Source organism: Pantoea sp. SM3640, assembly GCF_015654165.1.
GTDB classification, from domain to species: domain Bacteria; phylum Pseudomonadota; class Gammaproteobacteria; order Enterobacterales; family Enterobacteriaceae; genus Pantoea; species Pantoea vagans.
This window is the reverse complement of sequence record NZ_CP064872.1, coordinates 1,142,594-1,168,549: the sequence shown is the minus strand read 5'-3', so window position 1 is coordinate 1,168,549 and position 25,956 is coordinate 1,142,594. Positions and strand designations below refer to the sequence as shown.

Here is a 25,956-nt window from a genome sequence, read left to right as displayed (position 1 = left end):
CCCGTTTGCCATAAGGACGGACTATGTTACAGATTGATCGCCTGCCCGCTGAGGTCCGGCGCCCCGCTTACGACCGCAGCCAGTTAAAAACCCGCATGGTGCATATCGGTTTTGGTGCGTTTCATCGCGCCCATCAGGCACTCTGCAGCGATAAGCTGGCTGAACAGGGCAGCGACTGGGGATACTGCGAAGTGAACCTCAACAGCGGCGCGCTGATTCACGCCCTGCGTGAGCAGCATCTGCTCTATACCCTGACAGAGGTGGCCGATAATTCCCTGCATACCCGGGTGATTGGTGTCATCACACAGGCGCTGCACGGTAAAAGTGACGGTATTGAGGCGGTGATTAACGCCATGAGTCAGCCTGAAGTGGCGATTGTCTCCATGACCGTCACTGAAAAAGGCTACTGCCATCAGCCCGCCAGTGGCAATTTAAATCCCGATCATCCCGATATCGTCCATGATCTGCAGCATCCGGATGCGCCGCGCTCGCTACCGGGTCTTATTCTGGCCGCGATCCGCCGCCGCCGTGACCAGGGGTTACCTGCCTTCAGCGTGATGTCCTGTGACAACATGCCGGAAAATGGTCACGTCACCCGTAATGTGATTGTGCAACTGGCCCGGCAGCAGGATCCGGAACTGGCAGAGTACATTCAGCAGCACATGACCTTCCCCTCAACCATGGTGGATCGCATCGTTCCGGCGATGACCGATGCGGCGTTTGCGGCCCTGAGCGCGCGCCTGGGTTCCAGCGACCCGGTTGCGGTTGAAGCGGAACCCTTCTTCCAGTGGGTTATTGAAGATAACTTCGTCAATGGTCGTCCGGCGTGGGAAAAGGCGGGCGCAGAACTGGTCAGTGATGTCCTGCCCTATGAAGAGATGAAACTGCGCATGCTGAATGGCAGCCACTCTTTCCTGGCGTACCTCGGCTTCCTGGCAGGTTATGAGTACATCAGCGACTGCATGGCCGATCCCCATTTCCGTGCCGCCGCCCGTTCCCTGATGATCGATGAGCAGGCACCCACACTGCGGACCCAGGGCGTGGATCTCAATGCCTATGCCGACTCGCTGATCGCTCGTTATGAAAACCGAGCGATTAAACATCGCACCGGACAGATTGCCACTGACGGCACACAGAAACTGCCACAGCGTATGCTCGACAGCCTGCGCTGGCACCTGCAGCACGGCAGTGACTGCGATTTGCTGCTGCTGGGCGTAGCGGGCTGGATGCGCTATGTCGGTGGCGTTGATGAACAGGGCCAGCCGATTGAAATCCGCGACCCGATGAAAGCGCAGCTCGCAGAGTGCGTTGCCGCCAGCGAAGAGGGTGAGCCTCGCGTACGGGCATTACTCGCCATCCGCGAAGTCTTCGGCGAGGATCTGGCGCAGAATGGCGACGTGGTCGCCCGGCTGACGGCCTGGTATCAGCAACTCACCACCCAGGGCGCACGAGCTACAGTGCATCAGTACCTGAACCGCAGCTAATGCTGCGGTCACAAAGCACTGGCGCAGGCGCAGTACCCTGATTAGACTGACACTTTCCCATCGTGCTGGCCTATGCCAGCCGTAATATGGATATTGCTGCATGTCGATCGCCTATACCATTACTACCAGCGAACCGGTAAATCAGCAGATTTACCGTTATCTGCGCAAAGATATTGTCACTTGCGCAATTCAGCCAGGTTCGCTGCTCTCTGAAAAAGAGGTCTCCGCACGCTTCAACGTTTCGCGCCAGCCGGTGCGTGAAGCGTTCATTAAGCTGGCTGAAGCCGGACTGGTACAGGTATTGCCGCAGCGCGGCACCTTCGTGCGCAAAATCTCCGCTAAGCGTGTCGCGGATGGCCGTTTTATCCGTGAGGCGGTGGAAGTGTCGGTAGTGCGGCGGGCAGCGTTGGAGATTGACGATCCTGCTCTGATGGCGCTGGAACACAATCTGCAGTTGCAGCGCATGGCCGCCGGACGGCATGACAGCCAGGCTTTCCTCACTCTGGATGATGAGTTTCATCGCCTGATCGCTGAAAGCATTGACTGCAAGCTTGCCTGGGAGACGGTGGAAAACATCAAAGCGGCAATGGACCGGGTGCGGTTTCTGACGCTGAGTGAAGTCTCACCACCGGAGAGGCTGATTGAGCAGCATGAAGAGATTTTTGCCGCGCTGAAGCGCCATGATGCCGATGCCGCCGAAGCAGCGATGCGCCGTCACCTGCAGGAGATGATCTTCTCAATCACCCCGATTGCCGAGCGCAACAGCGCCTGGTTTGAAGCCCCCTGAAACTGAAACTGCCCGCACTGCCTGAATACCAGGTCGATGCGGGCCTTCGCCTTTACCACCATTGGTGAAAATGGTGCACCGGTCCAATCCCCTTTCCGACCTCCAGCGAATCCGCCTTTAACAGCGCCTGCTGCAACCAGTTTTTGGCTTCCTCAATCGTCTCTGCCCAGTCAGCATGGCGCGGACGTAACGCGGCTAAGGCGGCCGACAGCGTGCAGCCGGTGCCATGGGTATGACGGGTATGCACGCGTGGCGTGCTGAATCGCTGTTCTGCTGAGTGAGTAATCAGCCAGTCCGGACTCTCCGCTGCCGCCAGATGACCACCCTTCATCAGCACCGCCTGACAGCCAAGTGCCAGCAAGGCCCGTCCCTGCTCGCGCATCTCCGCCTCATCGGTGGCGATAGCGCAATCCAGCAATGCCGCCGCTTCCGGCAGATTTGGCGTGATGAGCGACACCTGCGGTAATAACTGCTCACGTACGCTGGCCACGGCGTCTGGCGAGAGCAGCGCATCGCCACTTTTCGCGACCATCACCGTATCCAGCACCACAAACGGGATCTCAGCACGCCTCAGCCGGGCCGCAACCTGTTCCACAATGGCCGTTTCAGAAAGCATGCCGATTTTTGCGCTGTCGATACGCACGTCATCCAGTACCGAATCGAGCTGGGCGGCAACAAAGTTCGGTTCAATGCGATAAACCCACTGCACGCCCTGCGTGTTCTGCGCCACCAGTGCGGTAATCACACTGGTGCCGTAGGCGCCCAGGGCGGAGAAGGTTTTCAGATCGGCCTGAATGCCTGCGCCACCGCTGGGATCGGTACCGGCTATCGTCAGAGCATTAATGCGCTTCATGCTCCACCTCCAGCATCCAGAGTGCATCAATAAATGCGGTGGCAAAGCTGCCCGGCCCGGCTGCCTGCGCCGCCGCCTTTCCCCCCGCCAGGGCCATGACCTGACAGGCGGCCGCCACGTTCATCAGCCGATCGCCCGGCAGAGCACTGAATCCCGCGACCACGGCAGAGAGCGCGCAGCCGGTCCCGACCACCCGCGTCATTAACGGGCTTCCGCCGCTGATGGCGAGGATTCGCTGACCGTCGGTGGCATAGTCCACTTCGCCGGTGACAATGACCAGCGAATGCCAGGTCTCAGCGAGTTGCTGTGCCGCATCGAGTGCTGCATCCGCCTGATGCAGCGTATCAACACCGCGCCCGCCACTGGCCTGCTGCGCCAGCGCCAGAATCTCTGACGCATTACCGCGGATCACCGCCGGTTGCTGGCTGAGCAGCTGCTGACAGAAGTCACTGCGCAGCGTCAGCGCGCCGACGGCGACCGGATCGAGTGTCCAGGGGGTTCCCGCCTCACTGGCGGCGGTGACGGCAGCCTGCATCGCCTGCTGACGCTCACGGGTTAAGGTGCCGACGTTAATCAGCAACGCATCGGCAAAGCGGCTGAACTGTGCCGCTTCGTCAGCATCGATCACCATTGCCGGTGAGGCATTGAGTGCCAGCAGGACGTTGGCAGTGAAATTCTGGACCACGTCATTGGTCATGCAGTGCACCAGCGGTGACTGACGGCGGAAAGTGTGCAGAACGGGCGCGAAGTGCGCGGCAGAAAGGTGTTGAGATTGATGTGTCATCGTTGTTCCCAACCGGCGAACAAGAAGGCGAATGCGGTCAGGCATCAGACTTCCCTACGCTGGCATTATCCAGATCAGGTAATACGGGTATTTCTCAGCCTTCACAAAGAAGGGCACCCCGAGTCGTGTTACGGCTTGCAGCATAGGCAAGGCGTACCGTTAAAGCAAGCCGGGAAAATAATCGGAACTGAAACAATTCACATGATCCCGATCAACTCTCAGCAGTACAAAAAAAGGCTTAATGCTGCGGGTTATCGGGATACCTCTTTCTAGGTAGCCCTGTTTATTACCCTGACGGGTAATATTTCCCGCAGGGATTCTGGTGACCCTATAATAATTAACCTGCCCGCAGCATCATCGTAAAAAACACTTTATTTCAGTGAGTTAATAAACTTCTGGAGCAGAAATTCATACTATTCAGGATGTATGATGCGATTATCAGCGCTTATTCCTCACCGCCATCGATGGCAGGATATTATTATTGAACGTCGGGGTGCTATCGCGCCAAATGGCAGATCTTATCTTTCCACCTATATTTCCGCGCACTGTGCGGGCTGCGGCGAAATCATTCATCGCGTCTATTATCGCGATATCAGTGACCAGCAGGCACGCCGCTGGTTAGGCTAGCGTCCCTGCTGCGCTCAATCCGGACACCGTTATAGTTAACAGTTAGTTAGCAATTTGTTAGTCTGGTAACTAATCATCGTCTGACCAGACTCTCCCTATGCCACTGCTGTTTGAAAGCCTTAGCCATCAAATTTATCTGTCAGCTCCGCTGTTTATCCTGATTTTGCTGGGATACTGCCTGACGCGCCTCGGAAAATGGCCCGCCAGCATCAGTGAAGGGATGAACCGTTTTGTGTTTAACGTCGCGCTGCCCTGCATGCTGTTTCGGGTGATGAGCACCTTCTCGCAAAGTCCGCCGGTGGATGCGCGCCTGCTCCTGGCCTTCTTCGGCAGTTGCCTGCTGGTTTTTATCGTGGGAAGAGTGCTGGCAACAAGGCTGTTTAATCTGGATGGCGTGGCGGCTTCGGTCTTTGCGCTGGGTGGCATCTTTTCCAATAACGTGATGCTGGGGATCCCGGTAGCTACGGTGCTGCTCGGGCCAGAAGCCCTGCCCCCGGTGGCGCTGGTGCTGGTGTTTAACAGCCTGATCCTCTGGACCTTACTCACCGTTTCGGTCGAGTGGGCAAAACAGGGCAACTTCTCGCTGGAAGGCGTCTGGCGCACTCTGATTGGGGTGGTAAAAAATCCACTCATCATCGGCATTCTCAGCGGAACGGCCTGGAGTTTTCTGCAGCGTCCTTTGCCAATGCTCGCCGCGGAACCGTTAAAGATGCTGGCTTCACTGGCCGCGCCGCTGTCGCTGGTCACGCTGGGCATGAGCCTGGCGCACTATCGGGTGCGGGACGGACTTAAAGAGAGCTATACCATCTGCCTGCTGAAGCTGATACTGCAGCCGATGACGGTATGGGCGATTGCCTGGCTGACCGGCTTGCCGCCGCTGGAGAGTAAAGTGGTGGTATTGCTGGGCTCGATGGCGGTCGGAGTTAACGTCTATCTGATGTCGCAGAAGTTCAATGTCATTCCTGGCCCGGCGGCGGCGAGTATGCTCTTTTCTACGATATTTGCGGCGGTGACGACGCCAGTATGGATGATGCTGATGACGCTGGCGGGCTATTAATAAAAAAGCCCTTCAGCATGGATGCTGAAGGGCTGTTGTCTGGCTGACGAAACGTTATTCAGCAGACTTAGTGCGGATCAGATAATCAAACGCGCTCAGTGAGGCTTTGGCACCTTCGCCGCTGGCGATGATGATCTGCTTGTACGGCACGGTGGTGCAGTCACCCGCTGCGAATACGCCTTTCAGGCTGGTTTCGCATTTACCGTCGATGATGATCTCACCCATTTTGTTGCGCTCAACCGCGCCTTCCAGCCATGGGGTGTTCGGCAGCAGACCAATCTGAACGAAGATACCGGAGAGCGGCAGCTCGTGGGTGGTCTGCGTCGTACGGTCAATATAGTGCAGACCGGTCACTTTGGTGCCGTCGCCTTTCACTTCAGTGGTCTGCGCGTTCAGGATCACATCAACGTTCTTCAGACTGCGCAGTTTATCCTGCAGCACCTGGTCGGCACGCATCTCACCGGCAAACTCCAGCAGCGTAACGTGTTCAACGATACCCGCCAGGTCAATGGCCGCTTCAACACCGGAGTTACCGCCGCCGATTACCGCCGTGCGCTTGCCTTTGAACAGTGGGCCATCGCAGTGCGGGCAGTAGGTGACGCCTTTGGTGCGGTACTCTTCTTCACCCGGCACACCCATGTTGCGCCAGCGTGCGCCAGTCGCCAGGATGATGCTGCGTGATTTCAGTACTGCGCCGGAGGCGGTCTCGATGGCGTGCAGTCCGCCCTCTTTCGCCGCCGGAATCAGTTTGATGGCGCTCTGGCTTTCGATGACGTCCACGTTGTAATCATCAACGTGTGCGCGCAGTGCACCTGCCAGCTTTGCCCCTTCAGTTTTTGGCACGGAGATATAGTTTTCGATATCCACCGTGTCCAGCACCTGGCCGCCAAAACGCTCGCCCAGCAGACCAGTACGGATACCTTTACGTGCTGAGTAGACCGCTGCCGCTGCGCCCGCCGGGCCGCTGCCGATAATCAGGACTTCGTAGGCGTCACGCTTGTTCAGCTCTTCCGCTGCGCGTTTATCGGCGTTGGTGTCTACTTTGCTGACGATTTCCGCCAGGCTCATGCGGCCCTGACCAAACTCTTTACCGTTGAGGTAAACCGCTGGCACGCCCATCACGTTACGTTCCTGAATCTCATTCTGGAACAGGCCACCGTCAATAGCGGTATGGCTGATGCGCGGGTTAATCACCGCCATCAGGTTCAGCGCCTGAACCACGTCAGGGCAGTTATGGCATGAGAGTGAATAATAAGTTTCGAAATGGAAGTCACTGTCCAGCGCCGCGATCTGATCCAGCAGGCTCTGTGCTTCTTTCGACGGATGTCCACCGGTCTGTAACAGTGCCAGCACCAGTGAGGTAAATTCGTGACCCAGTGGAGAACCGGCAAAACGCGGGCCGCTGTTCGAACCTGGGTTAGTGATCAGAAATGAGGGCTTACGCACCTGACGATCGTTCTCTTCGCGGAAGCTGACTTTGTCAGACAGGCCGGCGATATCAACCAACAGTTCACGGATCTCGGTTGATTTTGCACCCTCATCCAGGGTGGCGATCAACTCAACAGGTTTGGTTAATTTCTCAAGGTAGGCCTTGAGCTGCGTCTTCAAATTTGTGTCGAGCATAGTGATATCCTGGTCAAAAAATCGGGTGCCGCAGCACCCGATTGGAGAATGATCGAAAGGGCGAAGCGGAATTAGATTTTGCCAACCAGGTCCAGGGACGGAGCCAGTGTTGCATCACCTTCTTTCCATTTAGCCGGGCACACTTCACCTGGGTGAGAAGCCACGTACTGAGCCGCTTTCACTTTGCGCAGCAGGTCAGAGGCGTCACGGCCAATGCCTTCAGCAGTGATTTCGATAGCCTGGATAACGCCTTCCGGGTCAACGATGAACGTACCACGGTCAGCCAGACCTTCGTCTTCACGCATGATTTCGAAGTTACGGGTCAGCGCGCCAGTCGGGTCACCGATCATCGCGTACTGAATTTTCGCGATGGTGTCTGAAGAACCGTGCCAGGCTTTGTGGGTAAAGTGGGTGTCGGTAGAAACGGAGTAGATATCTACGCCCAGTTTCTGGAATTCTTCGTAGTGGTCAGCCACGTCGCCCAGTTCGGTCGGGCAGACGAAGGTAAAGTCAGCTGGATAGAAGAAGAACACACTCCATTTACCTTCAACGTCTTTCTCGGTTACGTCGATGAATTCGCCGTTTTTGAATGCTGCGTTTTTGAACGGCTTGATTTTGGTATTGATAATAGACATCTGTGGCCTCCGTTAAAATATGTGATGCAGGTTACATAATTTTCGGGCCAACATCTAATACGCGGTCGTTATCAATCTGATAAACGAAAGCTATCAAACGCTGAGAGCCTGATGCTCTCTGGCCCGGCTGGCAGTGTACAGCGATTTTCGTGACATTTAACCCGCTTTATCTTTTCGCCCGTCTTCGCGAATCACTGCTAGTTTTGTAAGACAAGATGATAAGGGAGCTGACCTGTGGAGATTCGTCCGTTTACGGAAGCCGATCGTCCTTTCCTGCGTACGCTGTTTCTGGCGGCGCGGCGACACAACTGGCGCTGGCTCGACGGCAGCGAGTGGCAGCTGGAAGATTTTGATGGGGTCATTCTGGGGGAAACCGTTCTGGTCGCGGAAGCTGAGGGACAGCGCGTCGGATTTGCGGGGCTGCTGGAAAACGACAACTTCCTGCACAGCCTTTATGTCGATCCCGACTGGCAGGGACGGGGCGTGGGTAGCGCTTTACTTGAAGCCGTTGAAGCTCGCTTTACCTCAACCGGTGCGCTGAAGTGCCTGCAGAAGAACAAAGCGGCGCAGGCCTTTTATCTGCAACATGGCTGGAAGATGATTTCACAGGGCGAAGGCGAGCACGGCGGCTACGTGTTGATGCACTACCCGCTGGCCTCACACTATGCCAGCGGGTCGGGTCGGGCTTAAAGCGCGCGGAAGGCGATGTCGGCGGGGATCACGTCGCCCTGCCAGTAAAGCTGAGCCGCAACGCGTCCGGCCAGCTGGCGATAGAGCGCGGTAAATTCGCTGTCGGGACGGCGAATTACCGTCGGTTCACCTTCATCAAGATCTTCACGCAAATCGATGTGCAGCGGCAACTGGGCCAGCAGTTGCGTCTGGTAATCCTCCACCAGTTTCTGCGCGCCACCGGTGCCAAAGATGGGCTCGTGGAAGCCACACTGACTGCAGATATGCAGGCTCATGTTTTCCACCACGCCGAGCACCGGCACATTGACCTTTTCAAACATCACCAGCCCTTTGCGGGCATCAATCAGGGCGATGTCCTGCGGCGTGGTCACTACCAGCGCGCCGGTGACCGGCACGTTCTGCGCCAGCGTCAGCTGAATGTCGCCGGTGCCGGGTGGCATATCCAGCACCAGATAATCCAGCTCCGGCCACATCGTCTCATTCAGCAGCTGCATCAGTGCTTTGCTGGCCATCGGCCCGCGCCACACCATCGCATTGTCGTCTGTCACCAGATAGCCGATGGAGTTTGTGGCTAGCCCGTGTGCCATGATCGGTGCCATATGAGTGCCATCCGGCGAGGTCGGGCGTTGATCCTGGGTGCCGAGCATGTTCGGCACTGACGGGCCATAGATATCGGCGTCCAGAATCCCGACCCGTGCGCCTTCGGCTGCCAGCGCCAGCGCCATGTTCACGGCGGTGCTGGATTTACCGACGCCGCCTTTGCCGGAGCTGACTGCAATAATGTTTTTAACCCCGTTCACACCCGGCTGGTTTTTCACCCGCTTCAGGGTGGCAATATCGTGGCTGAGCCGCCAGTCGATGGCACTGGCGCCGGTCTGACGCAGCAGGTCGGCGCTGACCTGCTCTTTAAGGTCGTCGAACCCGCTGGCCCAGGCAAACGGCATCAGCAGTTCCACATGCAGCGTTCCATCCAGCTGCGCCACATGATGCAACGCCTTCAGGGCGGTGAGATTCTGCTTAAGGGTCGGATGCTCAAAGCTTCTCAATACGCCGGCCACGATGGCGCGCAGGCCCTCTGGCGTATGCGGTTCCCGGGATTGTACTGTCATCCCCTGCTCCTTATTTCTGCTGTGCTTACGCTGTGTTTCAGCGATGTATTGTCAATGATATCAGATGCTCGTGGATCTGCGGCGACTGGCAGGGGTGAATCCCTTGTGTTTACGCAGGAGAAGCCTTCAGTTACCATCTAAGCCCGTTTTTTCAATCAACAGAAAGCTACGCAAACTATGACTCAAGTCGCTAAAAAAATTCTGGTAACGTGCGCACTGCCTTACGCGAACGGATCAATCCATCTCGGCCACATGCTCGAGCATATCCAGGCAGACATTTGGGTGCGTTATCAGCGAATGCGTGGCAATCAGGTTTACTTCATCTGCGCCGATGATGCGCATGGCACGCCGATCATGCTGAAAGCTCAGCAGCTAGGCATTGCACCGGAGCAGATGATTGCAGAGATGAAAAGCGAGCATGAAGCCGACTTTGCCGGTTTCAACGTCAGCTATGACAACTATCATTCGACTCACGGCGACGAAAACCGTGAGCTGTCTGCACTGATTTACGGCCGTCTGAAAGAGAACGGTTTTATTAAGAACCGCACCATCTCGCAGCTTTACGATCCGGAAAAAGGGATGTTCCTGCCGGACCGTTTTGTGAAAGGCACCTGCCCGAAATGTAAATCGCCTGACCAGTATGGCGACAACTGTGAAGTCTGCAGCGCGACCTACAGCCCGACCGAGCTGATCGATCCGAAATCAGTGGTATCCGGTGCGACGCCAGTCCTGCGCGACTCCGAGCACTTCTTCTTTGATCTGCCGTCTTTCAGCGCCATGCTGCAGGCCTGGATCCGCTCCGGTGCGCTGCAGGATCAGGTGGCGAACAAGATGCAGGAGTGGTTTGAATCGGGCCTGCAGCAGTGGGATATCTCCCGCGATGCGCCCTATTTCGGCTTTGAAATTCCGGACGCGCCAGGCAAATATTTCTACGTCTGGCTGGATGCGCCTATCGGTTACATGGGCTCGTTCAAAAACCTGTGCGACAAGCGCGGCGACATCGACTTTGACGAATTCTGGCGTAAAGACTCGACGACCGAGCTGTATCACTTCATCGGTAAAGATATCGTCTACTTCCACAGCCTGTTCTGGCCAGCGATGCTGGAAGGCAGCAACTTCCGCAAGCCAAACAACCTGTTTGTACACGGCTATGTCACCGTCAACGGTGCCAAGATGTCGAAGTCGCGCGGCACCTTTATTAAGGCCAGCACCTGGCTGCAGCATCTGGATGCCGACAGCCTGCGTTACTACTACGCGGCAAAACTCTCTTCACGTATCGACGATATCGACCTGAATCTGGAAGATTTCGTCCAGCGCGTGAATGCTGACATCGTTAACAAAGTGGTTAACCTGGCGTCACGTAACGCGGGCTTTATCACCAAACGCTTTGACGGCAAACTGGCAGCAGAGCTGGCCGATCCGGCGCTCTACCAGACCTTCGTTGATGCGTCAGAAAAGATTGGTGACGCGTGGGCAGCACGCGAATACAGCCGTGCTATCCGTGAAATCATGGCGCTGGCTGACCTGGCGAACCGTTATGTCGATGAACAGGCTCCGTGGGTGGTGGCGAAGCAGGAAGGCCGCGATGCCGATCTGCAGGCTATCTGCTCAATGGGTATTAACCTGTTCCGCATTCTGATGACCTGGCTGAAGCCGGTACTGCCATCACTGAGCGCCCGTGCAGAAGGCTTCCTCAACTGTGAACTGAGCTGGGATGCAATTGCGCAGCCGCTGCTGGATCATCAGGTTGCGCCGTTCAAAGCGCTCTACAGCCGCATTGAAATGGCGAAAGTCGAAGGACTGATTGAGGCTTCGAAAGAGGATGCCGCTGCCGCCAGTTCACCGGCCGCCACGGGCCCGCTAGCCGATGCGCCGATCGGTGAAACCATCACCATTGATGATTTCGCCAAAGTCGATATGCGCGTCGCGCTAATTGAGCAGGCGGAACTGGTGGAAGGTTCGGACAAGCTGCTGCGTCTGCAACTTGACCTGGGCGGCGAGAAGCGTCAGATCTTCTCAGGTATTCGTGCCGCCTATCCTGATCCCGCCGTGCTGGTCGGTAAAATGACCATTATCGTGGCTAACCTGGCGCCGCGTAAAATGCGCTTTGGTATCTCTGAAGGCATGGTGCTGTCAGCGGGTCCGGGCGGCAAAGATCTGTTCGTACTCTCCGTCGACAGCGGTGCTGTACCGGGTATGCCGGTTAAGTAATCGCCTGCCGACGCTCAAAAGGTTAAGCGCAGTGCCGTTCTGAACCCTTCGCGCCGTATCACTGGCGCGAAGGGTTATTTTCCCCGCTTCGCATTCTCACCGCTACTGCCCCGCTTCCTTGTGCTGAAACGCTTTGCCCGTTGCTGCTACTCCGCGGCATAAATGTGATCGCTAGCACGCTAAGCGGTTAATGCGTATGATGAAGCTCAGTGAAAACAGGAGCCTGCCATGCTCACCGTGCTGTCTGTCTGCGGACAATATCTTCGCGCCTTTATCATCATTTATCTCTGCTTATACGCTGGTATCGGCATCGCTTCGCTGCTGCCCATTAAGCTGCCTGGCAGCATCCTGGGAATGCTCATTCTGTTCGCCCTGCTGGCGTCGCAAATCCTGCCGGTCAGTTGGGTAAAACCGGGCTGTCATCTGCTGATTCGCTATATGGCGCTGCTGTTTGTGCCAATCAGCGTCGGGGTGATGAGCTACACCGATATCCTCACCGCACAGTTTGGCCCGATTGTTGTCTCCTGTGTGGTCAGTACTTTCCTGGTGCTCTCTATTGTCGGCGTCAGCGCCCACCAGCTTCACAGCCGCCGTCCGGCCGGAGAGTCAGCCGATGAGTGACATATGGTGGTCACTGCCACTGACGCTGGCGGCCTTTTTTCTGGCGCGCAAGCTGGCGATACGGCTGAAAATCTCGCTACTTAATCCGCTGCTGGTCGCGATGGCGATCATTATCCCGATACTGCTGCTGTTGCAGCTTCCTTACTCGCGCTATTTCGCCGGTAGCCAGATTCTTAATCAGCTGCTGCAACCGGCGGTGGTGGCGCTGGCACTGCCGCTGTATGAGCAGATGCATCAGATCCGCGCCCGCTGGAAATCGATTATTGGCGTCTGCTTTATCGGCAGCCTGACCGCCATGATCTCAGGCACCGCCATTGCCCTGTGGATGGGTGCCACACCCGAAATTGCCGCCACCATCGTGCCTAAATCCGTGACCACGCCCATCGCGATGGCCGTCTCCGGCTCGCTGCACGGCATCCCCGCCATCAGCGCTATCTGCGTGCTGATTGCGGGTGTACTGGGGGCGGTATTCGGACACACGGTGCTGAATCTGCTGGGCGTGAAATCGAAAGCGGCGCGTGGACTGGCAATTGGCAATGCGTCGCATGCGCTGGGCACCGCGCGCGCCGCGGAACTTGACTATCAGGAAGGGGCATTCAGCTCTCTGGCGCTGGTGATCTGCGGCATCATCACCTCCCTGCTGGCACCCTTTATTTTTCCGCTGCTGATGCACTGGTTTGGCTGAAAGTTTGCGAGAGATCTCGCAAAGTTGAAACATGCAACACAGGTTACATTGTCAGAGCGATGTGGATCACATATAAACCGGTGACTGGCACATCACCCTGCTGAATTTAATGAGGCTCACATGCATTCCCGTTTCCTCTCTGCTTTTGAGGCATTGCCGTCAACGCTGCAAACTGCACTCGCTCCCCTGCTGGACGATCCCAATTTTCACGCGGTGCTCAGCGCCGACCAGGTCGCCGCACTGCAGCAGCAGACGCAGATGGATGCCGATACGCTGGCGCTGACGCTGCTGCCGCTGGCGGCGTCCTGCGCCGTTGCCACCGTCTCCCATTTCAACGTCGGGGCGATTGCCCGTGGCGTGAGCGGCAACTGGTACTTCGGGGCTAACATGGAATTTGTCGGCACGCCGATGCAGCAGACGGTTCACGCTGAGCAGAGCGCCATTACTCATGCATGGCTGCGCGGTGAGCGCCAGCTTGAGACCATCACCGTGAACTACACGCCGTGCGGTCACTGCCGTCAGTTTATGAATGAACTGAACAGCGGCACCAGCATTCGCATCAGCCTGCCGCAGCGTGCAATCAGCACCTTGGCCGATTATCTGCCGGATGCCTTTGGCCCGCGCGATCTCGACATCACGACCTTCCTGATGGACGAGGTGGATCACGGCTATGTGGCCGAAGGTGATGAGCTGGTGCAGGCTGCGGTTGCCGCCGCCAATGCCAGCCACGCGCCCTACAGCCAGTCCCATGCGGGTGTTGCGCTGCTCACCACGGATGACAAGATTGTGGCTGGTCGTTATGCGGAAAATGCTGCGTTTAACCCGAGCTTCCCACCGCTTCAGGCAGCACTGGTCCTGCTGAACATGCAGGGCGGCGATGTTCGTCAGATAAAAAAAGCGGTTTTAGCCGAAGTAGAAAATGCCACGTTAAGCCAGTTCGCCGCCACGCAGGCGACGCTTGAGACATTTGGTTGCGGTGAGCTGCTGCAGGTGACGCTGAACAAAGCATAACCCGCTGTCAGAGAGGCCACAGTTTTGTGAGCTTTTATTAACAAACGCTGTACTTCTGTGGGAAATTTCATAGGATCTGGCGCCAGAATTCACGTCATTACAAATTACTCTGAATAATTCAGGTTGCAGGATAGCAGCACGGTCGTGACTGTTTCTGCAGCGGTTACCCTGCCGCTGCCGGACCTGCAGTCTGAGCTATAACGGGTGAGAAAACTGGCGCTACCTTTCCGGCGTGACGCCAGACAACACTGCAACCGGAGCATTACCGCATGGAACTCGACTACGAAAGTAAACGCCCGCTGTATATCCCTTATGCTGGCCCGATTTTGCTGGAATTCCCCCTGCTGAACAAAGGCAGCGCCTTTAGCATCGAAGAACGTAACGAATTCAACCTCAACGGTCTGCTGCCAGAAGCGGTGGAATCAATTGAAGAGCAGGCGCAGCGTGCCTGGCGTCAGTTCCAGGACTTCAAAAACAATAACGATAAGCATGTCTACCTGCGTAACATCCAGGACACCAACGAAACGCTGTTCTATCGCCTGCTGGATAACCATCTCGAAGAGATGATGCCCATCATCTATACCCCCACCGTCGGCGCAGCCTGCGAACACTTCTCTGAAATCTACCGTCGTGCGCGTGGCGTATTCATCTCCTACCCAAACCGCGACCGCATCGAAGATATGCTGCAAAACGCCACCAAGCAGAATGTGAAGGTGATTGTGGTGACCGATGGCGAGCGCATCCTGGGCCTGGGCGATCAGGGCATCGGTGGGATGGGTATCCCGATTGGTAAGCTGTCACTCTATACCGCCTGTGGCGGCATCAGCCCGGCTTACACCCTGCCGGTGGTGCTGGATGTCGGCACCAATAACCAGCAGTTGCTGAACGATCCGCTCTATATGGGCTGGCGTCATCCGCGCATTACTGGCGAAGAGTACGACGAGTTCGTGAACGAATTTATTCAGGCCGTTAAGCGCCGCTGGCCGAAAGTACTGTTGCAGTTTGAAGATTTTGCCCAGAAGAACGCCATGCCGCTGCTGAACCGCTATCGCGATGAGGTCTGCTGCTTTAACGATGATATTCAGGGCACCGCCGCCGTTACTGTCGGCACGCTGATTGCCGCCAGCCGCGCAGCCGGTAGCCGCCTGTGCGAGCAGAAAGTGGTGTTCCTGGGTGCCGGTTCTGCGGGTTGTGGTATCGCTGAACAGATCATCGCGCAGATGAAATCAGAAGGCCTGAGCGACGCGGAAGCCCGTGGCCGGGTGATGATGGTGGATCGCTTTGGTCTGCTGACGGACAAGCTGCCTAACCTGCTCGATTTCCAGAGCAAGCTGGTGCAGAAGAGCGAAAGCCTGCAGCACTGGGATGTGACCAATGATGCAATCTCGCTGCTGGATGTGGTGCGTAATGCGCAGCCCGATATTCTGATTGGTGTTTCCGGCCAGCCGGGCCTGTTCACCGAAGAGATCATCCGTGAGATGCACAAGCACTGTAAGCGCCCTATCGTGATGCCGCTGTCGAACCCGACATCACGCGTGGAAGCGACGCCAGCCGATATTATCGCCTGGACTGACGGTGCTGCGCTGGTCGCAACCGGCAGCCCGTTCTCGCCGGTGAGCTGGAACGGTAAAACTTACCCGATTGCACAGTGCAATAACTCGTACATCTTCCCGGGCATTGGTCTGGGTGTGATTGCCGCAGGTGCCAGCCGTGTTACCGATACGATGCTGATGACCGCCAGCCGCGCGCTCGCCGACTGCTCTCCGCTGGTGAACGAAGGCGAAGGCCCGGTGCTGCCTGAGATTAAAGATATTCAGGGCGTGTCGAAAATCATTGCGATGGAAGTGGGTAAAGCCGCTCAGCTGGCCGGTGTCGCCGTGGTGACCTCTGAAGATGTGTTGTCACAGGCTATCGCCAACAACTTCTGGCTGCCGCAGTATCGTCACTATCGTCGTACCTCAATTTAATCTTCCCGCTGCCGGATCGCCCTTGATCCGGCAGTGTTCAAAAAGAGTACAGCCAGCCGGCAGTAACTTGCTTCGCTGCGGCTGCTCAAGTAGCCTTGTCCCATCTCAACATTCTGACATCGAGTCTCCAGGCGCATGCTGAAACGCGTTCTCATTGGTCTGCTTTTCATCATCTTACTAATGGTGGCAACGGCGCTCGGCCTTGATCGCTGGATCAGCTGGAAAACTGCGCCTTTTATCTACGAAAATGTTGCCTCATTGCCGCATCGTCAGGTGGGCGTGGTACTGGGTACAGCTAAATATTATCGTACCGGCGTCATTAATCAGTATTACCTCTATCGTATGCAGGGTGCGCTGAATGCCTATAACAGCGGCAAGGTGAATTATCTGCTGCTCAGCGGTGATAACGCGCTGCAAAGCTATAACGAGCCGATGACGATGCGCCGCGATCTTATCAAAGCTGGTGTTGATCCAGCTGATATCGTGCTCGATTATGCCGGGTTCCGGACGCTGGATTCGATTGTGCGCACCCGCAAAGTGTTTGATACCAACGACTTCATTATTATCACGCAACGCTTCCACTGTGAGCGCGCGCTGTTTATCGCCCTGCAGCTGGGTATTCAGGCGCAGTGTTATGCGGTACCTTCACCGAAAAACATGCTGAGCGTGCGCTTCCGTGAAGTGGGTGCCCGGCTGGGCGCACTGGCGGATCTCTTCCTGCTCAAGCGTGAACCCCGTTTCTTAGGCCCGCTGGTGCCGATTCCCGCCGTACACGATGTTCCTGAGGATGCACAGAGTTACCCGGCGGTGACGCCAGAGCAGCTGCTGGAGCTGGAACAGAAGCTGCGGAAATAGCTGACGTTCAGCGGTTTAATGAAACTCTGTTATATGCGCTGAGCTGCAGTCTGGCAGCAAGGTACAAGACTCAGGGAGCTTACGCCTTTCGCAAAGACGCAAAAGACGCCATCCCTGGCAGGCTCAGCGCGGGCGATTACGCACCTCATCCCTGAGGTGCGCCCGTAAACGTGCCAACGCTTTGCGTTGTTCAAAAACGCTCCCGGCGTTTTTGTCCATGGCCCGCGATGCTTTGCTGCAGGCGTACGCTCCCATCGTTTTAAGTGGGTGAGTCGTCTGTTTGAATTCCCTGAGGCTTAGGCGAATCTAACAGCAATAAAAAAGCCTGAAGCGCAGGGAACACGGTCAGAAGAGGAAAGCGTCCCGCGCCAGGGACGGCGCGGGCCGAGCGTGCCATGGATGGCGGCTTTTGCGTCTTTCCGATCTGACCGTGTTCCCTGCGCATACTCCGTATCAAAGCAGCAACTCCAGCACTTATCCCATTAAAAGCTCCCTACGCCAGGGATGTTATAGGCCGGGCATGTAACGGATAACAGATTTTGCGTCTTTTCGATCTGACCGTGTTCCCTTCGCATACTCCGTCTCAAATCAACGCTCCCAGCACTCACCCCCATAAAAAAAGCGACCCGAAGGTCGCTTTTTTAGCGTTGAATCAGTCTTACTTCTTACGTGAATATTTCAGTGAATCCAGCGCCACGGCGAAGATGATGATGCCGCCCTTAATGATGTACTGCCAGTATGGGTTGACGCCGATATAGGTCAGACCGTAGTTGATAACGGTGAAGATCAGCACACCGGTGACGACACCCGCCACACTACCCACACCACCGGCGAAGGAGACGCCGCCGACCACACAGGCCGCAATTGCATCCAGCTCATACATAAAGCCGAGGTTATTGGTGGCAGAACCGATACGACCGGCTTCAAGCATCCCGCCAAAGGCGTAGAACACACCTGACAGGGCATAAATCATGATCAGGTTCAAAGGCACGTTCACGCCTGACACTTTCGCCGCTTCAGGGTTACCGCCAATAGCAAAAATGTTTTTACCGAAGCGGGTTTTGTTCCACAGAATCCAGACAAAAATAATGGCAATCACGGCATAGAACGTGATGAATGAGAGTTTAAAATCACCAAAGCGTAAGAAGCCCTGGGTAAATTTCGAGAACCCTGCATCAAAACCGGCAATCGGCGAGGCACCCACAAAGTCGTAATAGAGTGAGTTGATACCGTAAACGATAATCATGGTGCCCAGCGTGGTGATAAATGGCGTTACTTTCAGGTAAGCAATAATCACACCGTTGACCAGACCAATCACACCGCCGATGATGCACACGGTCAGGATAACCAGTGGAATCGGCACCGTATCCAGCGTCGGGAAGACTTTGTTCGCGTTATCCATCGCCTGCAACAGCGTTGCGGCAACGACCGCCGCTAAGCCGACCTGACGTCCGGCTGACAGGTCAGTACCCTGGGTCACAATCAGACCCGCCACACCCAGTGCAATAATAATGCGCACCGAAGATTGGGTCAGAATATTACTCAGGTTCATTAAACTTAAAAATGTCGGGTCCTGGAAAATAATAATAGCCAGCAATACCAGCAGAACGACATAAATGCCGCCCTCTTTTAACCAGGTTAGCGCATTCTTTTTTGTAGTCGCTTTCATGTTAACAGCCCTTGCTTCATTAAAGGTGTAATGACGCTAAACGCAATATTTCGTTCTGCGTGGTCGTTTTGGTATCAACTATGCCTGCTACCAGACCATTACTCATTACCAGAATACGATCGGTAATGCCTAACAGCTCCGGCATTTCGGATGAGATAATAATGATGCCTTTTTCTCTTTTCGCCAGCTCAGCAATCAGCTGGTAAATTTCGAATTTCGCACCAACATCAATACCGCGAGTTGGTTCATCAAGCATCAGGATTTCAGGCTGGGTCAATAACCAGCGGCCAATAATCACTTTTTGCTGGTTACCGCCCGAAAGCGAACCAATTTGTGTATGATGACCTGGCGTTTTTACGCGCATTGAATCGATAACCCATTGGGTATCACTCTTCATGCGTTTATTATCCAGCAGTCCCATACTGTTTTTATATTTTTTAATATTGGAAATAAGCGAGTTAAAACCAATATCCAGGTAAGCATAAATACCAGTTGAACGCCGCTCTTCAGTCACCAGCGCAAAACCGTGGTTAATCGCTTCATTGGCGCTGTGATTATTAATCGGTTTGCCATGCAGTTTAATGGTGCCGCCCGATTTCTCGCGAATGCCAAACAGCGTTTCGACGATATCTGTACGTTTAGCGCCCACCAGCCCGGCAATGCCGAGTATCTCCCCTTTACGCAAATCAAATGAGATGTCGCGAATCGATGGCTGACGCAGTGACGTCAGATTACGCACCTCAAGAATCGTCTCGCCTGGCACGTTGGTACGGTCAGGGAAACGCTGGTTCAGTGAACGGCCGACCATCATGGCGATGATCTTATCCATATCCAGCCCTTCCAGCGGCTGAGAGGTGATCCACTGCCCATCACGCAGAATTGTGATCTCATCACACAGCTGGAAAATCTCTTCCATCTTGTGCGAAATATAAACAATACCGCAGCCGCGATCTTTCAGCTTACGAATAATCGTGAACAGGTGATTCACCTCTTTCTCGGTTAACGAGGAAGTTGGCTCATCCATAATCACAATTTTCGCGTCGTAGGAGAACGCTTTGGCAATTTCAATCATCTGCATCTGCGACACAGAAAGATTAGCCACTTTGTCGCGCGGATCGATATCGATATCCAGCTCGTCAAAAATCGCTTTGGTGTCCTGGTACATTTTATCCTGATCGACAAAGAAGCCTTTGCGCGGATAACGCCCCAGCCACATGTTGTCCATCACGGTACGCTGCAGAACCAGGTTTAATTCCTGATGCACCATCGATACGCCATTTTCCAGCGCCTCTTTAGAGCTTTTATAGTCAATCTCTTTACCCTGAAACAGGATACTGCCGGTATCTTTTTTATAAATACCAAACAGGCATTTTAATAAGGTGGATTTCCCGGCACCGTTCTCGCCCATTAATGCATGAACAGAGTGAGGCCGCACTTTTAAATTCACATTATCTAACGCTTTAACGCCGGGAAATGATTTTGAAACATTCGTCATTTCCAGCAAATATTCTCGCTGCGCGGTCGTGTTATCACTGGCCATATTTTACCTGGCTAAAAAACGGTGGTGACATAAAAAAGGCGCGACAGCGGTCGCGCCCGTAATCAATCTTATTTCGAGAACTGAGACAGATTTTCTTTATCAACCGGCACGTAAGGAACGCGGACGATCTTATCGACCATCTTGAAGTTCGTTCCGTCGGTTGCCGCTTTGCCGTTCGCCAGGTTGTTGGCAATATCCAGCGTCGCTTTCGCCTGGTTTTCCGCATCGTTCAGCACGGTACCGGCCAGCGCACCGGATTTCACCAGCGCCAGCGCTTCTGGCAGGGCATCGACACCGAAGACCGGAATGGAGGTCATGTTGTGCGCTTTCAGCGCTTCAACGGCACCCATCGCCATCGCATCGTTGTTGGCAATCACGACTTCAATTTTCTTCGCGTTCGGGCCTGACAGCCACGCATCCATCTTATCTTTGGCCTGTGCGGTGTCCCACATCGCCGTATCCATCGCTAACTGCTGTGTCTTCAGACCATCTTTGTTCAGCGTGTCGATGACATATTTAGTACGGGCTTCAGCATCCGGATGGCCCGGCTCGCCTTTTAGCAGGACGAACTGAATGGTGCCATCTTTGTTCAGATCCCAGGCTGGGGTTGCTTTCCAGTGCTTCTCGATCAGCTGACCCTGAATGATGCCAGACTCTTTGGAATCGGTACCGACATAGTAAGCTTTGTCATAACCGGCCAGCACTTTGGCGTTGGGTTCTTTGTTGAAGAAGACTACCGGCACTTCGTTGGCACGCGCTTTGTCTACGATGACGGCAGCGGCAGCCGGGTCAACCAGGTTAATCGCCAGCGCTTTCACGCCTTTTGCCATCAGCACGTCAACCTGATCGTTCTGTTTGGACTGGTCGTTCTGCGAGTCATTCATCAGCAGCTGTACGCCACCGATCGCTTTCGCTTCTTTCTCGATGTCTTTGCGCACCATTGACATGAAGTTGTCATCATATTTGTAAATGGTCACGCCGATACGGGTGTCAGCTGCGTGAGCGGTTGCACCAAACATCATGCTGGCAACCAGTGCTGTAAGCGTGAAAACCTTCTTATTCATGGTATCTCCGGTTTTATTATGCAGGGTCTTTTTAGCGCTAACGCCAAACGTGCGTGAGCGCAATCGGTAAAACAGATCGGCGCGCTGGCTAACATAATGAAGATGTTAAGCCGTTAAACGCCGTCTAAAACCTGACTTCCCTGTGCCAGAACGCTTCCATGAAGAGGGTATAAACCCTTTAACCGGCTACTGAGACCACAACTGATGCCGTTACACTGGCGTTACATAATGTTTCAGTCCGGTAAGACGCTGCCATCATAGTGAGGGCAATGTTAATTAACTGTGAATACAATCACAGATTGAAAACGGTTACATGCCTGAATCACCTGAATTAGTGACGGACTCCACATTTTGCCGCTGCGCCACCGAATGACGCCGCACCAGGGTTGGCATAAAGATGTGGGTTGCGGTGTCATCAAGCAGTCCGGCTGCGCCCTGCAGTGCCAGCTCAGTGGCAATTTTTGCCATAGATACAATGGGATAGCGCACAGTGGTTAACTGCGGATCGGTGTAACGGGAGATGGGGATGTCATCAAAGCCAATGACAGAAAAATGCTGTGGCACCTGGATGCCGTTGTCTTTCAGCGCAGTGAGGGCGCCAGCCGCCATGCCGTCGTTATAGGCAAACACCGCAGTCAGGTTGAGGTTACGCCCCAGCAGCTCCACCATCGCCGCTTCGCCCCCCTGCATGTCTGGCTCTGCGCTGGCAATCCAGCTCTCCTGCGGCCGGATGCCCTGCTCTGCCATCGCCTGCATCCACCCTTCACGGCGCTGCGCGACATCCTCGATGGGATGGCTGGAGCAGAGATAGCCAATGCGGCTATGCCCCTGTTGCAGCAGGGTTCTTGAGGCCATCAGCGCCCCGGTGACGTTATCCAGACTGACGCTGCGGTGTTCGAATCCTGGGACGATGCGGTTAATCACCACCATGCCAGGCACGTGCTGCATAAAGTCCGCCAGCTCCGCGTCCGGCAGCGTTTTCGCGTGAACCACCAGGGCGCTGCAGCGCTGCCGGATCAGCACCTCGATAGCATGACGCTCTTTCTCTTCCTGATGCCAGGAGTTGCTGATTAACACATGCTTGTGCACGCGCTGCGCCACGGTATCCACTGCTTTAACCAGCGCCCCGAAGAAGGGATCTGAGACATCCATCACCACGACCCCGATCGTATCGCTGACCTGCGTCGCCAGCGCCTGGGCGTTGGCGTTGGGGCGATAGCCCAGCGCCTCAACCGCCTGCAACACGGCGTCGCGGGTGTCAGAGGTCACGGCGTTGCTCTGATTGAGAACGCGCGACACGGTCGCCACTGACACGCCAGCCTGACGGGCAACATCACGAATAGTTATCATGCAGCAGTTCCAGAAAGGAAAAATAGGGCATCACGCCGGGTTGAACACCGGCGCTATTCTGTCAGGGGCAGGAGGCGTACAGCGTGAATTGCGTCACATCAATGAAAACGGTTACATACAATTCTGTAACCTTTGTGATGGCGGTCATTATCTGGCGTTGTCGGTAATGCGTGATTTGCCGGCTGAGAGCAGCGTAAGTCGCCGCCACAGCCATTCCAGCGGACCCTGGGCGAAGAAATGTAACCAGATGAGTGAAAACAGGATATTGATGAGCCACACCGCAGGCACAATCATCACCAGTTCCAGCCGGGTGAAGTGCATATAGAAGCCAAAGCGATAGAACAGCGTTGTACAGATAAGCGTTTGCAGCAGATAGTTGGTCAGCGCCATACGGCCCACGCACTGGATGGCGTGGCTGATGCGCCAGCGCGAGATCAGCGGCCAGTACGCCAGGCAGAGCGCGGCATAGCCCAGGCTAATCAGCGGGCTGGCGAGATCGCGCGGAGCCTGCAGGTAAAAAGCCGTCCAGCGGAATTCCCAATGTAACAGCCATTGCGCTGCCACACCGGCCACCGCAATGGAGAAGCCCATTGTCAGCAGCAGGGCCGCCGCCTGACGATAGTGGCGGAGAGGAAACTCCCCTGTCAGCCAGCCGCTGCGCAGCAGTGCGCCACCAATCATCATTAAGCCCGCCAGCTGCCAGCCATACTGCGCCGCCAGCGCCATCAGCCCTGACGAGAGATGGTCCAGCCGGTTCTGTATCGCTTCCCAGCCGCCGGCGAGTTTCCAGTACTGCTCATATTGCAGATCGGCTGCGCCCGGCAGCCAGGATCGCGTCGGTTCGGGATCGGAGATCGACCCAAACACCAGCAGCACGCCGCAGCCCACCAGATAGAGCAGAATGCCGGTATTCATCAGGCTGCGGGTTGAAGGCACATCACGCAGCACCCGCCAGACCACCAGCCCGATAATGCCGTAGTCCAGCAGGATGTCGCCCTCCCAGAGAAAGACACCATGCAGAAAACCGATGAGTACCAGAATGGAAAGCCGGGCTGTCAGCCAGCGACTGCCGCGCGGCAGCTGCATTTGCAGACCTGCGCCAAACAGCAGTGCAAACAGGGTGAGGAATTTGAGCTGAGCAAAGACGTCAGAGAGTGCCCAGGTCCAGACATCGGAGAGGCTGACGCTGCCCTGCCAGGCCGGATTCAGGTAAGCAGCAGAAGGCAGGCCGAAGCCGACAATATTGAGCAGCAGGATGCCGAGAATGGCACATCCACGAATGAAATCCAGCGCGTGATAGCGTTGTTGCATGCGGCACCCTGCATTGACGACGCGGGCAACATCATGTGCCCACCGTTAACTCAACTATGGCGTACCGCGCGCAAAAATTCCTGGCGGGTATTCTGACTGGACTTGAACAGGCCGCCCAGAGAGGTCGTGGTAGTGGCGCTGGTGGCATCTTTTACGCCACGCGCTTTCACACAGTAGTGCACTGCATCAATCGAGACCGCCACATTATTGGTGCCCAGCAGCGTCTGCAGTGCAACCAGCACCTGCTGAGTCAGACGCTCCTGCACCTGCGGGCGCTGGGCGAAGAACTGCACGATGCGGTTGATTTTCGACAGGCCAATCACCTTTTCCTTGGGAATATAGGCGACCGTAGCTTTGCCATCGATGATCACAAAGTGGTGTTCACAGGTGCTGGTCAGGGTGATATCACGCACGGTCACCATCTCATCAACCTTCATTTTATTCTCAATGACGGTGATTTTCGGGAAGTTGGCGTAATCGAGACCGGAAAAAACCTCATCCACATACATTTTGGCGATGCGATGCGGCGTTTCCATCAGGCTGTCATCTTCAAGATCCAGATTCAGCAGCTGCATGATTTCCGTCATGTGCCCGGCAATCAGGCTTTTACGCGTCTCTTTATCTATGTCGCGCGTCGGTGCACGTAACGGCGTTTCCAGTCCACGCGCCAGCAGCGCTTCGTGAACCAGGGCAGCTTCCTGACTTAGGGTGCTCATTTACTCTTCTCCGGCTGGTGTTGCGCCCGCAAGCTTTTGCCTGCGGGCCCTGTAATCAGGCGCGTATTGTGAAACTTTCTTTGCGGGGAATCCAGCAATCAATCAGATTGGTGATGAAAGCTTTTCACTCACTTCTTCGCCAGACCAGCAGGCCCGCCCAGACAAGGCTGGCCCCGGCCACCCACAGGGCAGGCTCCAGCCGGTGTAACAGGGCAGTAGAGAGAAAAGAGAGCAGCGGACCGACCAGCTGACCCACCGCGTAGCCGGTGGTCAGCAGGCCAGCCATGTATCGCAGATGGTTGGGCGCCAGTTCACGGGCGCAGAGCAGCGAGAGCTGCACCACGCTGAGGAAGCCGCCGCCTACCAGCAGCGCACCGGCCAGCAGACCACTAAAGCCTGGCAGCTGTGCCGCAGCAAAAACGCCCAGTGCCTGCGCCCAGAGTACTATCGCCAGACGGACGTGACTGTGCCCCCAGCGCCGCGTCAGGATCCCCAGCACGATGCCGATCATCGCCGCGCCGCCAAATATCGGCCAGACAAACTGCGCGAAGATACCGTCAGGAAAACGCGTAGCGGCCATCTGCGACAAAAAGGTGGCGGGCAGGATATAACCAAAGCCCGCCAGACTGTAACTCAGCACCAGACGTTTCAGGTTGCGATCCAGCACCAGCGGCTCCGGTGCCTGATCCGGGCGATGCAGTTCGCCCCGACGCGGCAGGTTACGCGTAATCAGCGCAATCAGCAGCAGTGCCAGCGCACCGTAAGCGGCCCAGGCCAGACCGGCGGAGACCTGCCATGTTTGCAGCGCCACCCCCAGCAGACCGCTGACAAAAATGCCGCAGCCCGGCCCGGCAAAGACGGCCGCCGACAGCCCTGCCCGGCCATGCCGATGCAACTGTTCGTTACTCCAGGCCGCCACCAGCACCATCGCCCAGCCACTGGCCCAGCCAATCAAAAAGCGTATCGCACCGTGCAGCCATGGACCGGTTGCCAGTGCAGAGAGCAGTGTCAGGATCACTGCGCCCCACACGCCCGCCTGCAAACGCAGCTCGACCCGCCGGTGCGCGCGCATGGCATCAAAAGAACCACACAGATAGCCAAGATAGTTGAGCGCAGCGACCAGGCTGGCACTCGTGAGCGTCAGCTGGTGCGCCTGAATCATCAGCGGCACCTGCGGCGTAAAGGCGAATCGCCCAATGCCCATCGCTACAAATAAGGTTAAAAACGCGCTGAGCGCGACGCGTAACGCCATTGCTGAACTCCTGTTGTTCTGCCCTGAGATCTCTTCTGACTTGCTAACAGCATGC

23 protein-coding genes and 1 riboswitch are annotated in these 25,956 nt (G+C 55.8%); of the genes, 11 read left to right on the top strand and 12 right to left on the bottom strand.

The annotated features are described in order from the left end of the window. Window positions 1-23: 23 nt before the first annotated feature. Both IV493_RS05410 and IV493_RS05405 read left to right on the top strand, forming a co-directional pair. Window positions 24-1,484 carry a mannitol dehydrogenase family protein gene (locus IV493_RS05410; protein WP_195857846.1) on the top strand — a complete coding sequence of 487 codons (1,461 nt, stop codon included), beginning with the start codon at window positions 24-26 and terminating at the stop codon, window positions 1,482-1,484. A gap of 100 nt (window positions 1,485-1,584) precedes the next feature. Further along, the gene (locus tag IV493_RS05405; RefSeq protein WP_095706891.1) at window positions 1,585-2,271 is read left to right on the top strand and encodes a GntR family transcriptional regulator; all 687 of its coding nucleotides are present in this window, start codon (window positions 1,585-1,587) and stop codon (window positions 2,269-2,271) included. Window positions 2,272-2,323: 52 nt separating this feature from the next. On the opposite strand, the gene thiD is transcribed toward IV493_RS05405, so the two are convergent. Both thiD and thiM read right to left on the bottom strand, forming a co-directional pair. Next, the gene (gene thiD, locus IV493_RS05400) at window positions 2,324-3,124 is read right to left on the bottom strand and encodes a bifunctional hydroxymethylpyrimidine kinase/phosphomethylpyrimidine kinase (protein WP_195857845.1); all 801 of its coding nucleotides are present in this window, start codon (window positions 3,122-3,124) and stop codon (window positions 2,324-2,326) included. Next, a complete protein-coding gene (thiM, locus tag IV493_RS05395) occupies window positions 3,111-3,908 on the bottom strand; it encodes a hydroxyethylthiazole kinase (protein ID WP_195857844.1) in 798 nt (265 codons plus the stop codon). The genes thiD and thiM overlap by 14 nt, the downstream gene beginning before the upstream one ends. Before the next feature lie 34 nt (window positions 3,909-3,942). Continuing rightward, window positions 3,943-4,039, bottom strand: a riboswitch (TPP riboswitch). A gap of 298 nt (window positions 4,040-4,337) precedes the next feature. Here thiM and IV493_RS05390 point away from each other — a divergent pair. After that, window positions 4,338-4,535, top strand: a complete 198-nt coding sequence (locus tag IV493_RS05390) for a hypothetical protein (protein WP_013358493.1) — start codon at window positions 4,338-4,340, stop codon at window positions 4,533-4,535. A gap of 97 nt (window positions 4,536-4,632) precedes the next feature. Further along, entirely contained in the window at window positions 4,633-5,592 is a 960-nt protein-coding gene (locus IV493_RS05385) for an AEC family transporter (RefSeq protein ID WP_147789781.1), read from the top strand. Between the two features lie 54 nt (window positions 5,593-5,646). On the opposite strand, the gene ahpF is transcribed toward IV493_RS05385, so the two are convergent. Next, window positions 5,647-7,215, bottom strand: coding sequence for an alkyl hydroperoxide reductase subunit F (gene ahpF, locus IV493_RS05380; protein ID WP_095706887.1), 1,569 nt, complete (start codon window positions 7,213-7,215; stop codon window positions 5,647-5,649). Window positions 7,216-7,286: 71 nt separating this feature from the next. After that, the gene (gene ahpC, locus IV493_RS05375; protein WP_013358496.1) at window positions 7,287-7,850 is read right to left on the bottom strand and encodes an alkyl hydroperoxide reductase subunit C; all 564 of its coding nucleotides are present in this window, start codon (window positions 7,848-7,850) and stop codon (window positions 7,287-7,289) included. A gap of 234 nt (window positions 7,851-8,084) precedes the next feature. Between ahpC and IV493_RS05370 the strand changes: the two genes are divergently transcribed. Beyond that, on the top strand, window positions 8,085-8,540 hold the full coding sequence (locus tag IV493_RS05370; protein WP_013358497.1) for a GNAT family N-acetyltransferase: 456 nt from the start codon (window positions 8,085-8,087) through the stop codon (window positions 8,538-8,540). Here the strand turns inward: IV493_RS05370 and apbC are convergent. Then, window positions 8,537-9,649, bottom strand: coding sequence for an iron-sulfur cluster carrier protein ApbC (apbC, locus tag IV493_RS05365; RefSeq protein ID WP_195857843.1), 1,113 nt, complete (start codon window positions 9,647-9,649; stop codon window positions 8,537-8,539). The two genes, IV493_RS05370 and apbC, sit on opposite strands and share 4 nt — an antisense overlap. A gap of 177 nt (window positions 9,650-9,826) precedes the next feature. Here apbC and metG point away from each other — a divergent pair, with 177 nt between their 5' ends. The 6 genes from metG to sanA all read left to right on the top strand — a co-directional run bounded on the left by metG (window position 9,827) and on the right by sanA (window position 16,999). Then, window positions 9,827-11,860, top strand: a complete 2,034-nt coding sequence (gene metG / locus IV493_RS05360) for a methionine--tRNA ligase (RefSeq protein ID WP_195857842.1) — start codon at window positions 9,827-9,829, stop codon at window positions 11,858-11,860. A gap of 228 nt (window positions 11,861-12,088) precedes the next feature. Further along, window positions 12,089-12,481 (top strand): CidA/LrgA family protein, encoded by a 393-nt coding sequence (locus IV493_RS05355; protein WP_095706884.1) that lies wholly within the window; start codon window positions 12,089-12,091, stop codon window positions 12,479-12,481. Beyond that, window positions 12,474-13,166, top strand: coding sequence for a CidB/LrgB family autolysis modulator (locus tag IV493_RS05350; RefSeq protein WP_095706883.1), 693 nt, complete (start codon window positions 12,474-12,476; stop codon window positions 13,164-13,166). The genes IV493_RS05355 and IV493_RS05350 overlap by 8 nt, the downstream gene beginning before the upstream one ends. Window positions 13,167-13,286: 120 nt before the next feature. Continuing rightward, window positions 13,287-14,177, top strand: coding sequence for a cytidine deaminase (cdd, locus tag IV493_RS05345; protein WP_095706882.1), 891 nt, complete (start codon window positions 13,287-13,289; stop codon window positions 14,175-14,177). A gap of 269 nt (window positions 14,178-14,446) precedes the next feature. Further along, a complete protein-coding gene (locus IV493_RS05340) occupies window positions 14,447-16,144 on the top strand; it encodes an NAD-dependent malic enzyme (protein WP_013358503.1) in 1,698 nt (565 codons plus the stop codon). Window positions 16,145-16,279: 135 nt separating this feature from the next. Continuing rightward, window positions 16,280-16,999: an outer membrane permeability protein SanA gene (gene sanA / locus IV493_RS05335; RefSeq protein WP_013358504.1), complete on the top strand. Its 720-nt coding sequence runs from the start codon at window positions 16,280-16,282 to the stop codon at window positions 16,997-16,999. A gap of 658 nt (window positions 17,000-17,657) precedes the next feature. Here the strand turns inward: sanA and mglC are convergent. From mglC to IV493_RS05300, 7 genes are all read right to left on the bottom strand, one after another. Next, entirely contained in the window at window positions 17,658-18,668 is a 1,011-nt protein-coding gene (mglC, locus tag IV493_RS05330) for a galactose/methyl galactoside ABC transporter permease MglC (protein WP_013358506.1), read from the bottom strand. Window positions 18,669-18,687: 19 nt separating this feature from the next. Next, window positions 18,688-20,208 carry a galactose/methyl galactoside ABC transporter ATP-binding protein MglA gene (gene mglA, locus IV493_RS05325; protein WP_013358507.1) on the bottom strand — a complete coding sequence of 507 codons (1,521 nt, stop codon included), beginning with the start codon at window positions 20,206-20,208 and terminating at the stop codon, window positions 18,688-18,690. 68 nt (window positions 20,209-20,276) lie between these two features. Then, on the bottom strand, window positions 20,277-21,272 hold the full coding sequence (mglB, locus tag IV493_RS05320) for a galactose/glucose ABC transporter substrate-binding protein MglB (RefSeq protein ID WP_013358508.1): 996 nt from the start codon (window positions 21,270-21,272) through the stop codon (window positions 20,277-20,279). A 309-nt stretch (window positions 21,273-21,581) separates the two neighbouring features. Then, window positions 21,582-22,622 (bottom strand): HTH-type transcriptional regulator GalS, encoded by a 1,041-nt coding sequence (galS, locus tag IV493_RS05315; RefSeq protein WP_013358509.1) that lies wholly within the window; start codon window positions 22,620-22,622, stop codon window positions 21,582-21,584. Window positions 22,623-22,769: 147 nt separating this feature from the next. Then, complete coding sequence (gene yeiB / locus IV493_RS05310; RefSeq protein WP_110330650.1) at window positions 22,770-23,933, bottom strand: DUF418 domain-containing protein YeiB; 1,164 nt, start codon at window positions 23,931-23,933, stop codon at window positions 22,770-22,772. 50 nt (window positions 23,934-23,983) lie between these two features. Continuing rightward, window positions 23,984-24,649, bottom strand: coding sequence for a GTP cyclohydrolase I FolE (gene folE, locus IV493_RS05305; RefSeq protein ID WP_013358511.1), 666 nt, complete (start codon window positions 24,647-24,649; stop codon window positions 23,984-23,986). Between the two features lie 124 nt (window positions 24,650-24,773). Then, window positions 24,774-25,901: a YbfB/YjiJ family MFS transporter gene (locus IV493_RS05300; protein WP_195857841.1), complete on the bottom strand. Its 1,128-nt coding sequence runs from the start codon at window positions 25,899-25,901 to the stop codon at window positions 24,774-24,776. Window positions 25,902-25,956 lie beyond the last annotated feature (55 nt).